Here is an 11,368-nt window from a genome sequence, read left to right as displayed (position 1 = left end):
GAGTCCGGATATAAGTCCGCAACCACCCTCCTCGCCACGATCAAAATTGCCTTGCAAATGGGAGGCGACCATATAAGAAATGTCGCATTTGGACCTCGGTAAGCCTATTCAGGCCGTGGCGGATTTGGGCCTGAAGCCTGACCGCACGGCAGAACGGCTAGGCGTGACGGTCCGGCATCGCACTCGGCCTGGTGTTCGGCATCATGGTCGCGACGACGTTTTCCAGATACGAACTTCGGCGCACGCGCCTGGCCGTCGTGTCATGCATCGCGCATGACGCCCATCCACCTTCCACCGCTTCACGCCGACGCCACCAACGCATTGAACGACGTATCCCAGAACGGCGCGACATTCGCCGGACCATCCAGCACGCCGATCCGCGCGAACACGTCCGCGACCTGCTGATGCTGCGCGACCACGTCGGACGTCACGGGCAGCAGCGCGTAGTCGTCGCTGCGCTGGGCGAACATCGCGGAGAGATCGGCGACCGGCACACGCGTCTCGCCGTTCTGCACGCGCGCATACGCATCGAAGTGCCCGTTCGCCCATGCATAAGCACGCTGGAACCGCAGCAACAGATCGCCGGTCGCCGCGCGCCGGCGCGGATCGTCGAGCGTGCGCGGATTCGCATAGACCGGGAAATTGCCGGACAGATAGCCCTTGCCCGTCTTCAGCACGCGGGCGCCATACCGATTGCGCGCGAGCTGGCCGTTGTAGCCGTAGATGGCCCACGCATCGAGATCGCCGCGATCGTACGCGGACAGCCCGTCGGTCGGCGACAGGTTGATCGGATGGATGTCGTCGAACCCGAGACCGGCCTCCGCGAGCTGCCGGTACAGGAAATAGTGCGACGTCGTCGCGCGCACGTACCCGACGCGCTTGCCCTTCAAGTCCGCGATGCTGCGGATCGGCGTTTCCTTGCGCGCGAGCGTGACCTGGTTGTTCAGGTCTTCGCGCGTGCGCGAGATGAACCGGACGCTGGCCTTCTGCCGCGCGGCGAATACCGCAGGAATCTCGCTGCCCGAGCCGATGTCGAGCGCATCCGCGTTCAGCGCCTCGATGTGCAGCACGCCGTTGTTGAGCTCGCGCCACTCGATCCGGTACGGCGTGTCGCTTAGCCCGGCCGCTTGCAGCAACGCACGCCAGCCGCCCTTGTAGGTCGCGACACGCAACGTGGTGCCGGCCAGATCGGTGCTGGCGGCCGGCGCGGCAAGCGCGGCCCGCGCGATTACAGGTGACGTCGCGAGCGCGGCGCCGGCGAACAGCAGGCGGCGGCGCGCCGCCGAAGTTGGCGCCATTCGAATGCTCCTGTCGATTCAAGGAAAATGGAAAAAGGAAGCCGCCGCGCGCGACGGCCGACGTGCGTCAATGCACCGCCGGGAAGCCGTGGCGCTCGGCCAGCAGGTCGAGAATCCGGCGCGGATCGGTGACGAAGCGCACCGCGCCGAGCGTTTGCGCATCGTCCGGGGCCGGTTGCGCGCTGCCGAGCACGAGCACCGGCAGGCCCTGATGCGCGTCGTCGAGCGCGTCGATCACCGCGTGCCGCGGCCGTTCGAAACCGACGCGGCGCACGTCGACACGGTCGGCCCGATCGGGTGCGCTCGCGAGCAGCCCTTCGATCGCCAGCCCATGCGGACAGACGAAGTGTCGCCCCGGATACTTCGGATCGGCAAAGCCCGGTTCCAGCAGAAACAGCACATCCCGACTCATTTCACACGGCTCCCTTGTTCACGGTTCGGCCGGCATGCACGCACACTGCATGCATGGCGCCCGGCGCAGGCCGGATCACGGCCGGATGCCCGACTCTACCGCCTCGCATCGTGCGGCCCTACGAACATTTTGCGGAATCGATATGCCGGCGCGCATACCGCATCTGCCGTGCGCCTCACAGTGCCGCGTTGCGTAAACACATCGTCAGCGAGACGAACTTCGGCGCGGCATCGAACGATTTCATCGATCGATATGGGCGCGAGCGCACGTTGCGGTCGCCCGGCGTTTGCCATCGATACCAATGCGTTCGCCGCAGCAAGCGAGCCGGACGCGATCGTGGCGCGTGCGCCGGGCGGGCATCGACGCGCATTGCAATCCGTTCGCGCAGCGAATTGCAAAGTACGGAACGAGTGTTCGCCGACCACGCCGAAGTCAATAGCATCGTGATCCTCGCAGACGTACCCATAAAAACAGAGGATATTCATGATCAAGAAATCGGTAGTCCTGGGTTTGGTTTCGATCGGTTCCATCGGCGCGCATGCGCAGAGTTCCGTCACGCTGTACGGCGTCGTCGACGCCGGGCTCGCTTATACGAACAACCAGGGCGGCGCAAGCAACATCCAGCAGACGAGCGGCAAGCTGAGCGGCAGCCGCTGGGGCCTCAAAGGCAGCGAGGATCTCGGCGGCGGCCTGCAGGCGGTGTTCACGCTTGAAGGCGGATTCCGGCCGAGCGACGGCGGGCTCGGTCAGGGCGGCCGCCTGTTCGGCCGCTCCGCGTACGTCGGCCTGAACCAGGCCGGCCTCGGCACGCTGACGTTCGGCCGCCAGTACGAGCCGATCACCGACCTCGTCGCGCCGTACTCGGGTTCCGGCTTCTGGTCGCCGGCAACCCACGTCGGCGACAACGACAACCTGAACCAGAGCTTCCGCATCAACAACGCGGTGAAGTTCCGCAGCGCTACGATCGCCGGCTTCACGACCGATGTGCTCTATGCCTTCAGCAACCAGGCGAACGGCGGCGCGGGCACCGGCTTCTCGAACAACAACGCATGGGGCGTGTCGGCGAACTACGTGAACGGCCCGTTCTCGGCCGGCGCGGGCTACGTGCGGCTGAATCACCCGAACGCGACGTCGAACACGAGTGGCGCGGTGGGCGGCGCGACCACGACGACCGGCAACGACTACAGCGGCGCATTCTTCTACGGGCTGAACGGCGGCGTGCGCAAGCAACAGATCGGCGTCGCGGGCGCGAACTACGCGCTGGGCCGCGCGACGCTCGGCTTCGCGTGGAGCCACACGCAACTCGACTATGTCGACGGCTCGTCGCGCAAGTTCAACAACTACGATGTAAACGGGCGCTACCAGATCACGCCGGCGGCGACGCTCATCGGCGTCTACACGTTCACCGACGGACGTGCGAGCGGCTTGCCGGGCACCGGCGGCCAGACGCTGAAGCCGCGCTGGCACCAATTCACGCTCGGGTTCGACTATGCGCTGTCGAAGCGCACCGACATCTATCTGTCCGGCATCTACCAGCTCGCGGCTGGCGATGCGAGCACCGCGACGTCGGGCGGCTATCGCAAGATCGCGGCGATCTCGAACATCGGCAGCGCGTCGTCGACGAACCGTCAGGTCGCGGTCGTCAGCGGGTTGCGCGTGAAGTTCTGAACGTGCGTGCAACGTGACACGCGCGCGGCGCGATAAGCAAAGCGGGAATCGTTGTTTGTCGCGCCGCGCCCGGTTGCCGACAATGTCCGTTTTTCCGGATGCTGCCGCGCCACGCGCGGCATGGCTTCGCCGATGACCGATAACGCTTCCCGCCCACACCGCACCGGGCGCCGCACGGCACTGCGCCAGCTCGCCGGCGGCTGGGCCGCCGCGCTGCTGCCGGCAGGCGGCGCGCTCGCGAGCCAGACGCTCGCGCCGCTCGACATCCCGCCGTGGACGCGCACGCCGGGCGCACCATTGCTGTCGCCACCGTACGGCGTGCCGGGCGAGCACGAACGCGACGTGATTCGCCGCAGCGCGCGCTCGCCTGCCCTGCCCGGCTCCGGCTCGTCGATGACGCCGCTCGCCGACCTGTTCGGCGACATCACGCCGAACGGCCTCGTGTACGAACGCCATCATGCGGGCGTGCCCGATATCGACGCGCAGCGCCATCGCGTGGTCGTGCACGGGCTCGTGCGCGAGCCGCGCGTCTTTACGGTCGACGACCTGCTGCGCTTTCCGTCCGAATCGCGCATCCACTTCCTCGAATGCTCGGGCAACACCGGCAGCGAATGGAACGGCCCGAGCGGGCTGCCGGTCCAGTTCACGCACGGGCTGCTGTCATGCTGCGAATGGACCGGCGTGCGGCTGTCGACGTTGCTCGACGAAACCGGCATCGACCCGGCCGCGCAATGGCTGCTCGCGGAAGGCGCGGACGGCGCGGCGATGACGCGCAGCCTGCCGCTCGACCGCATTCTCGAGCGCGCGCTCGTCGTCTATGCGCAGAACGGCGAGCGGCTGCGCCCCGAGAACGGTTATCCGGTGCGGCTGATCGTGCCGGGCTTCGAAGGCAACACGAACATCAAGTGGCTGCGGCGGCTGAAGTTGGTACGCGCGCCGGAGATGACCCGCGAGGAAACGTCGAAGTACACGAGCCTGCTGCCAAACGGATGCGCGCGCCAGTTCGTGTTCGAGATGGACGCGAAATCGGTGATCACGCGGCCGTCCGCCGGCCACCGGCTCGCGTCGCGAGGCTACTACCCGATCAGCGGCTATGCATGGTCAGGGCGTGGCCGGATTCGCGCGGTCGACGTGTCGATCGACGGCGGCCGCACGTGGCGCGCCGCGCGGCTCGCCGGCGACGTGCGCGATCGCGCGCTGACGCGCTTCGAGGCCGACTGGGTCTGGAACGGCGAGCCGGCCGACCTGCAAAGCCGCGCAATCGACGAAACGGGCTACGTGCAACCGACCCGCGATGCGCTCGTCGCCGCACGCGGCGTCAATTCGCAATACCACTACAACGGCATCCAGAACTGGCGTGTCGGCGCGGACGGCGAGGTGCGCAATGCGTAGGCCGCTTGCACGTCTGCTCGCGTCGTACGCCGTCGTGTCGGCCGCGATCGCCACGATCGCGTTGCCGGCCCTCGGCGCTGGCTTCGGTCTCGGTCAGCCGATCGACCGCGCGGCGATCGCGGCCTGGGACATCGACGTCGCGCCCGACGGCAGCGGCCTGCCGCGCGGCGCGGGCACCGTCGCGCGCGGCGCGCACGTGTTCGCGGACAAATGCGCGATGTGTCACGGCGCCGGCGGCCAGGGCGGCGTGGGTGATCCGCTCGTCGGCGGCAGCGGTTCGCTCGCCGGCGCCAAGCCGAAGAAAACGGTCGGCAGCTATTGGCCTTATGCGACGACGCTGTTCGATTACGTCCGCCGCGCGATGCCGTACAACGCGCCGCAATCGCTGAGCGCAGACGACGTCTATGCGGTCACCGCATACGTGCTGCACCTGAACGGCATCGTGCCCGACGACGCGACGCTCGACGCGCGCACGCTGCCGCGCATCCAGATGCCGAACCGCGACGGCTTCGTGCCCGACCCGCGGCCGGGGCGGCTGTGACGCGACACGACGTATGTGCCGGCATGCCGGAAACCAGTGCGTGCCGACTGCCGACACGGTACGCGCAATGCTTTCGCTCGACGCCGGCGCGCGTCGCATGGAGCCCATCTTGACCGACACTTCCGACCTCGCCCGGGCCGACGCCGGGTTCACGCCGACGCCGTTCGTCGACGTCCGCTCACCGGCCGATTTCCCCGATAGCCCCGCGTCGCGCGTGCTCGCGCAGCCGCTGATGCTCGGCCTGTTCCTGCCGATCCAGGCCGGCGGCTGGAGCGCATCGACGCTGCCGCGCACGACCGACTGGACGTTCGATTACAACGCCGCGCTCGTCGCACGCGCCGAGGCGCTGGGCTTCGATCTCGTGTTCGCGCTGTCGCAGTGGCTGCCGAAAGGCGGCTACGGCGGCGTATTCGACGGCCACGCACTCGACTCGTTCATGACGCTGGCGGCGCTCACCGCGCGCACCGAGCGGATCATCCTCGTCGCGACGAGCCACGTGCTGTACGGTCCGTGGCATCCGCTGCATTTCGCGAAGTTCACGGCGACGCTCGACCACATCTCGCGCGGACGCTGGGGCATCAACGTCGTGACCGGCCACCGGGCGATCGAACACGAGATGTTCGGCTGGAACCGGATCGAGCACGACCGACGCTACGAAATGGCCGCCGAATTCGTCGATGCGGTCAGTCAGTTGTGGGCGCAACCGGACAATTTCAGCTACGCGCCCGCGCTGTCGAGCTGGCGGCTCTCCGGCGCGTTCGTCACGCCGAAGCCGCAATACGGTCGCCCGCTGCTGATCAACGCGACGGGCTCCGATGCCGGCATCGATTTCGCGGCCCGCTATTCGGACATCGTGTTCGTCACGAGCCCCGCCGGCCCGGACGTCGATCTCGCGCTCGACGCACTGCCCGCGCATACGGCCCGCGTGAAGGCGGCCGCGGCCGCGCGCGGCCGGACGATCCGCACGCTGCTCAACCCGCTCGTGATCTGCCGCGAAACGGCGGCGGAAGCGCGCGCGTATCGCGATGCGATCGTCGCGCATGCGGACGAAGGGAGTTTTCACCGCTTCGACAGCGATGCCCATGCGTGGCGCGGCGGCTTCAAGCACCGCTCGCAGGCGGCCGCGCGCGCGATCGGCGGCAACATCTCGATCACGGGCTCGCCCGACGAAGTCGCCGATTACATCGTGCGGCTGCATCGGGCCGGCATCGACGGCATTCAGCTGAGCTTCTACGACTTCAAGCCGGATCTCGATTTCTTCGGCGCGCGCGTGCTGCCGCTGCTGCGCGAAGCGGGCCTGAGGCGCTGAGTTCAGGCAACCGGGGCCCTCGAATCCGCAGACGCCGCCACCGCCGGGGAAGTGACAAATGCGCGCCGCGCGGGCCGCCGCAGCCCGAGATGATCGCGCAGCGTGCGGCCCGCGTAGTCGCTGCGAAACAGCCCGCGCCGACGCAGCTCCGGCAGCACGAGTTCGATGAAATCGTCGAGGCCGCCGGGCAACGTCGGCGCCATCACGTTGTAACCGTCCGCGCCGTACTGCACGAAGCGCTCCTCGAGCGCATCGACGATCTGCTCCGGTGTGCCGACGAGTTGCCAATGACCGCGCGCACCCGCGACCCGCAGATAGAGTTCGCGTATCGTCAGGTTCTCGCGGCGCGCGAGGTCCAGCGTCAGCGTCTGCCGGCTCTTGCTCGCATTGGTTTCCGGCAACGGCGGGATCGGGCCGTCGAGCGGATAGCCGGACAGATCGACGCCGCCCGTCAGCCCCGACACGAGCGCGAGCCCGACCTTCGGGTCGATCAGTGCCTGCAGCGCGTCGAATTTTTCCTTCGCTTCGCTTTCGGTGCGGCCAACCACTGGAAAGACGCCGGGCATGATCTTCAGCGAGTCGGGGTCGCGCCCGAACGCGGCAAGTTGCCCTTTCACGTCCGCGTAGAACGCGATCGCGTCGTCGAGCGTCTGCTGCGCGGTGAAGATCACCTCGGCCGTGCGCGCGGCCAGCCGCGTGCCGGCCGACGACGACCCGGCCTGCACGACGACCGGATGGCCCTGCGGCGCGCGCGCAACGTTCAGCGGCCCACGTACCTGGAAGAACCGGCCGCGATGATCGAGCACGTGGCGTTTGTCGGGATCGAAGAAACGGCCACGCGCGCGATCGCGCACGAATGCGTCGTCGTCCCAGCTGTCCCACAGCCCGCGCACGACGTCGGCGAATTCCTCCGCGCGCGCATAGCGTTCGCCATGCTCGAAATGCGCGTCGCGGTTGAAGTTGCGCGCCTCGTGCACGCTCGACGACGTGACGAGGTTCCAGCCCGCACGGCCGCCGCTGATATGGTCGAGTGACGCGAACTTGCGCGCGATATGGAACGGCTCGTTGAAGCTCGTCGACGCGGTGCCGACGAGGCCGATCCGTTCGGTGACGGCCGCGAGCGCCGACAGCAGCGTCAGCGGCTCAAACTGCGCGACGTAGCTGTGCGCGGTGCGGCTCAGGAACTCGACGTCGTCGCCGCGCGTGCCGACGCCGTCCGCGAGGAACACGAGATCGAACTTCGCGGCCTCCGCCGCCTGCGCAAGCCTGACGTAGTGACGAAAATCGACGCCGGCGTCCGCGTGCGAATCCGGATGGCGCCATGCGGCGATGTGATGGCCTGTCGGATACAGGAACGCGCCGAGGTGCAGATGGCCGGTGCGGGTCGTCATCGTGAGGTTTCCCGAAAGTGGGCCGCGGATGCGGCGGAATCAGAACACGCGCCCTTCGGTCAGATGCGTGGTCACGCCGTTCAGGTCGTAGTCGCCGATCACGCGCGCCTTGTGCAGCAGCGGGTTGTGGCTGAAGATCGTGCGCAGGTTGCGCCAGTGGCGATCGAGGTTGTGCACGCGTGCGGTCGCCGATGCGCCGCCGACCTCGAACAGCCGCTCGGCCGCATGCAGCGCGAGCTTGCCGACGATCAGCTGCGTGCGCGCGGTCGCCAGCGCGCTGTCGAGCACGCGTTCGTGCGCATCGGCGTCGCCGGCCTCGATCGCATCGGCGGAGCGGTCGAGCGCCGCCGCGTTGTCGCGCACGAGCGCATCGATCGCGTGGCTGTGCGCGGACAGTTCGCCGACGATCTGCTGAATGAAGTGATCGTCGCGCGCGCTCGGCGCCGGGCTGTGCAGCACCGGCCGGCCGTGCGTCAGCACGTAGCTGCGTGCATCGGCCACCACGTTGCGCACGATGCCCGCGGCCGTCGCGACGAGATGCAGCTGCCGCAGCGCGCCGCAATGGCGGCCGACGAGCGTCGAGCCGTCCCGCGCCGCGACTTCATTCGCGAACACTTGTACGTCGTGCAGCAGCAGGCTGCCGCTCGCGGTCATGCGCTGGCCCATGCCGTCCCAGTCGTCGAGCACCTGCACGCCGTCGCGCGCGACCGGGATGATCACGGCGAGCGCGTCGCCCTGCTCGTTCTCGACGTTGATGCGCGCGAAATCGGCAAACGCGGTGCCCGTCGAATAGTATTTGCGGCCCGTTAGGCGGTAGTGATCTCCGTCACGCCGCAGCACGGTCGTGTTCTCGCCCGGGCGCGACGTGCCGCGCTCGGTCGACGCGCCGCCGAAGATCGCGCCACCGAGCACGCGCTCGAGCTGCACGTCGTTGAACGCCGTGCGCGGCGACAACCGCAGCGTCTCGGTCTGGTCGTAGTGGATGCGCAGCGCGTGCGCGAGATTTGAATCGGCGGCCGCCAGCGTCGCGATCGTATCGAACAGGTCGACCAGCGTGCCGCCCAGCCCGCCGCGCTCGACCGGAATCCGCAGCGCGCCCAGCGCCGAGCGCCGGAAGATCGCGAAGCCTTCGAACGGCAGTTCGCGGCGCGCCTCGCGCTGTGCGGCATCCTGCCCGATCGCGGTCGCAAGATCGGGCAGCGCGGCGAGCGCGTCGCGCAATGCGTCGCGCGGATCGACGGCGTCACGGGCAGTCATTCGGCAGGTCCTTGTTCGGGTCGTTCGGGGAACGTCGCGGCAGCGCGCGACGCGGCATCCGTTACACGGCGTACGTTACGCGCCGTCCGCAAGTATAGGGACCCACCCGCTGCGCGTGAAAAGCCGATTTCAGCTTACGTTATGCACGCGCCGGGATTGATCGCGTCCGGACGTCTCAGTGCTGAATGCCCCAGCGCCGCACGGTCGCGCGTTCGAGCGTATCGAACACCAGATTCTCGACCAGCAGCCCGATCACGATGACGGCAGCGAGGCCCGCGAACACGCGATCCGTATACAGCTCGTTGCGGTTCTGGAAGATGTACCAGCCGAGCCCGCCCTGCCCCGCGCTCGCGCCGAACACGAGCTCGGCCGCGATCAGCGTGCGCCACGCGAAAGCCCAGCCGACACGCAGCCCCGCCAGGATCGACGGCAGGGCGGCCGGCACGAGGATCAGCGCGATCTGGCGCAGACCCGTGAGCCCGTAGTTGCGCCCCGCCATTTTCAGCGTGGCGGGCACGCCGGCGAAGCCGGTGTACATGCTGAGCGCGAGCGGCCACAACACCGCATGCACGAGCACGAACAGCAGACTGCCGGTGCCGAGCCCGAACCACAGCAGCGCGATCGGCAGCAATGCGATCGACGGCAACGGATTGAACATCGACGTGAGCATCGTCAGCAGATCGCGACCGATGCGCGTGGACACCGCGAGCGACGTCAGCGCGAACGCCAGCAGCACGCCCAGCGCATAGCCGCGCAGCAGCACCGACATCGAGATGCCGGTCTTGACCAGCAGTTCGCCCGACTCGATGCCTTGCACGAATGCGGCCAGCGTCGCGCCGAAGGTCGGCACGAGCAGGTCGTTCGCGACGATGCGCGCGACGATCTCCCATACGGCGATCAGCAAGAGCGCGATGACGCCGCGGCGAAACCACGCGGCACCGGCGATGCGGTGCAGCAGCGGCGCCGGCGCCGCGCGCTCGGCGTCGGGCAGCGTGTCGAGCGAGCGCGTGTATTCGTCGCGCACGGGCGGCAGCGGCGGCAGGGCCGGATCGATCGTACTCATGATGCAGCGTCCTCCGTCGTCGGTACGTGCGGTGCGGCGGTGTCGAACAGCAGGCGATGAATTCGCGCGACGTTGTCGCGGAAGTCGCCGGTGTCGACGTTCTCGAGCGAATGTTCGTGACTGTTGAGCTCCGCGCGCACGCGGCCCGGATGCGGCGACAGCAGCAGAATCCGGTTGCCGACCACGAGCGCCTCCTCGATCGAGTGCGTGACGAACAGCAGCGTGAAGCGGAATTCGTCCCACAGCCGCAGCAGTTCCTCCTGCATCTTGCGGCGCGTGAGCGCGTCGAGCGCGGCGAACGGTTCATCCATCAGCAGCACGCGCGGCTGCATCGCCAGCGCCCGCGCAATCGCGACGCGCTGTTTCATGCCGCCCGACAGCGTATGCGGATACGCATCGGCAAACGTGCTCAGCCCGACCTTGTCGAGATAGTGCAGCGCGCGCTCGCGTGCTTCGGCACGCGACAGCTTCGCGGCAACGCGCAACGGAAACGCGACGTTCTCGACCACCGTCTTCCACGGCGGCAACTGGTCGAATTCCTGGAACACGACGACGCGGTCGGGGCCCGGCCCGCGCACGGGCCGGCCGTCGAGCGCGATCGACCCCGCGACGGGCTCGATGAAGCCGGCGATCGCCTTCAGCAGCGTCGACTTCCCGCACCCCGACGGGCCGAGCAGCACGAAGCGGTCGCTGCCGTACACGTCGAAACTCACTTGATGCGTCGCGCGAACGATCCGCGCGCCGCTGCGGTATTCGAGGCTGACCTGGTCGATGGCCAGCAGGCGTTCGCTGTGCGCGCCGGCCGGCGCGGAGTGCGCGGCCGAGCGATCCTCCGCGCGTGTATCGGGCACGGCGGACGCGGCCGGCGACGCGCCGCCACGTGCCGCATACGGCGGCAACCAGGTTCGGGGAGAAGTGGCGTTCACGATCGAATCTCTTGCGGGAAAAGCATCAACATACGGCCGCGTATCGTGCGGACCAACCATCGATTGCGCATATCGAAACCGCGCCGACGCATAAGCGTCGATCGCGACGTC

General features: G+C 68.2%; 11 protein-coding genes. 4 read left to right on the top strand and 7 right to left on the bottom strand.

The window, feature by feature from the left end; genetic code table 11:
- Positions 1-299: 299 nt before the first annotated feature.
- From WS46_RS11085 to WS46_RS35265, 3 genes are all read right to left on the bottom strand, one after another.
- On the bottom strand, positions 300-1,298 hold the full coding sequence (locus WS46_RS11085; RefSeq protein ID WP_059536367.1) for an ABC transporter substrate-binding protein: 999 nt from the start codon (positions 1,296-1,298) through the stop codon (positions 300-302).
- A 67-nt stretch (positions 1,299-1,365) separates the two neighbouring features.
- Positions 1,366-1,710: a DUF3088 domain-containing protein gene (locus WS46_RS11080; RefSeq protein ID WP_059536364.1), complete on the bottom strand. Its 345-nt coding sequence runs from the start codon at positions 1,708-1,710 to the stop codon at positions 1,366-1,368.
- 95 nt (positions 1,711-1,805) lie between these two features.
- Positions 1,806-2,195, bottom strand: a complete 390-nt coding sequence (locus WS46_RS35265) for a hypothetical protein (protein ID WP_156437207.1) — start codon at positions 2,193-2,195, stop codon at positions 1,806-1,808.
- Between WS46_RS35265 and WS46_RS11070 the strand changes: the two genes are divergently transcribed.
- From WS46_RS11070 to WS46_RS11055, 4 genes are all read left to right on the top strand, one after another.
- Complete coding sequence (locus WS46_RS11070) at positions 2,194-3,378, top strand: porin (RefSeq protein WP_059690548.1); 1,185 nt, start codon at positions 2,194-2,196, stop codon at positions 3,376-3,378. The genes WS46_RS35265 and WS46_RS11070 overlap by 2 nt on opposite strands.
- A 132-nt stretch (positions 3,379-3,510) precedes the next feature.
- Positions 3,511-4,770 carry a sulfite dehydrogenase gene (gene soxC, locus WS46_RS11065; RefSeq protein WP_059690561.1) on the top strand — a complete coding sequence of 420 codons (1,260 nt, stop codon included), beginning with the start codon at positions 3,511-3,513 and terminating at the stop codon, positions 4,768-4,770.
- On the top strand, positions 4,763-5,311 hold the full coding sequence (locus WS46_RS11060; RefSeq protein WP_059690547.1) for a c-type cytochrome: 549 nt from the start codon (positions 4,763-4,765) through the stop codon (positions 5,309-5,311). The genes soxC and WS46_RS11060 overlap by 8 nt, the downstream gene beginning before the upstream one ends.
- 97 nt (positions 5,312-5,408) lie before the next feature.
- Entirely contained in the window at positions 5,409-6,620 is a 1,212-nt protein-coding gene (locus WS46_RS11055) for an LLM class flavin-dependent oxidoreductase (RefSeq protein ID WP_059690560.1), read from the top strand.
- A 2-nt stretch (positions 6,621-6,622) separates the two neighbouring features.
- Here WS46_RS11055 and WS46_RS11050 read toward each other — a convergent pair whose 3' ends face one another.
- The 4 genes from WS46_RS11050 to WS46_RS11035 form a co-directional block, all read right to left on the bottom strand.
- Positions 6,623-8,011 (bottom strand): LLM class flavin-dependent oxidoreductase, encoded by a 1,389-nt coding sequence (locus WS46_RS11050; RefSeq protein WP_059690546.1) that lies wholly within the window; start codon positions 8,009-8,011, stop codon positions 6,623-6,625.
- Positions 8,012-8,050: 39 nt separating this feature from the next.
- The gene (locus WS46_RS11045) at positions 8,051-9,268 is read right to left on the bottom strand and encodes an acyl-CoA dehydrogenase family protein (protein WP_059690545.1); all 1,218 of its coding nucleotides are present in this window, start codon (positions 9,266-9,268) and stop codon (positions 8,051-8,053) included.
- Between the two features lie 175 nt (positions 9,269-9,443).
- Positions 9,444-10,331 carry an ABC transporter permease gene (locus WS46_RS11040; protein ID WP_059690544.1) on the bottom strand — a complete coding sequence of 296 codons (888 nt, stop codon included), beginning with the start codon at positions 10,329-10,331 and terminating at the stop codon, positions 9,444-9,446.
- Positions 10,328-11,317 (bottom strand): ABC transporter ATP-binding protein, encoded by a 990-nt coding sequence (locus WS46_RS11035; RefSeq protein WP_059690543.1) that lies wholly within the window; start codon positions 11,315-11,317, stop codon positions 10,328-10,330. The genes WS46_RS11040 and WS46_RS11035 overlap by 4 nt, the downstream gene beginning before the upstream one ends.
- Positions 11,318-11,368: the final 51 nt, after the last annotated feature.

The organism is Burkholderia sp. RF4-BP95, from assembly GCF_001521985.1.
GTDB lineage: Bacteria > Pseudomonadota > Gammaproteobacteria > Burkholderiales > Burkholderiaceae > Burkholderia > Burkholderia diffusa.
Note: the sequence above shows the minus strand (reverse complement) of the source record. Positions and strands in the feature narration are given on the sequence as shown.

Coding starts and splice junctions, on each gene's coding strand:
- WS46_RS11055 (WP_059690560.1), top strand. CDS start 5,409: ATGGAGCCCATCTTGACCGACACTTCCGACCTCGCCCGGGCCGACGCC.
- WS46_RS11070 (WP_059690548.1), top strand. CDS start 2,194: ATGATCAAGAAATCGGTAGTCCTGGGTTTGGTTTCGATCGGTTCCATC.
- WS46_RS11060 (WP_059690547.1), top strand. CDS start 4,763: ATGCGTAGGCCGCTTGCACGTCTGCTCGCGTCGTACGCCGTCGTGTCG.
- soxC (WP_059690561.1), top strand. CDS start 3,511: ATGACCGATAACGCTTCCCGCCCACACCGCACCGGGCGCCGCACGGCA.
- WS46_RS11035 (WP_059690543.1), bottom strand. CDS start 11,317: ATGGTTGGTCCGCACGATACGCGGCCGTATGTTGATGCTTTTCCCGCA.
- WS46_RS11040 (WP_059690544.1), bottom strand. CDS start 10,331: ATGAGTACGATCGATCCGGCCCTGCCGCCGCTGCCGCCCGTGCGCGAC.
- WS46_RS35265 (WP_156437207.1), bottom strand. CDS start 2,195: ATGAATATCCTCTGTTTTTATGGGTACGTCTGCGAGGATCACGATGCT.
- WS46_RS11080 (WP_059536364.1), bottom strand. CDS start 1,710: ATGAGTCGGGATGTGCTGTTTCTGCTGGAACCGGGCTTTGCCGATCCG.
- WS46_RS11045 (WP_059690545.1), bottom strand. CDS start 9,268: ATGACTGCCCGTGACGCCGTCGATCCGCGCGACGCATTGCGCGACGCG.
- WS46_RS11050 (WP_059690546.1), bottom strand. CDS start 8,011: ATGACGACCCGCACCGGCCATCTGCACCTCGGCGCGTTCCTGTATCCG.
- WS46_RS11085 (WP_059536367.1), bottom strand. CDS start 1,298: ATGGCGCCAACTTCGGCGGCGCGCCGCCGCCTGCTGTTCGCCGGCGCC.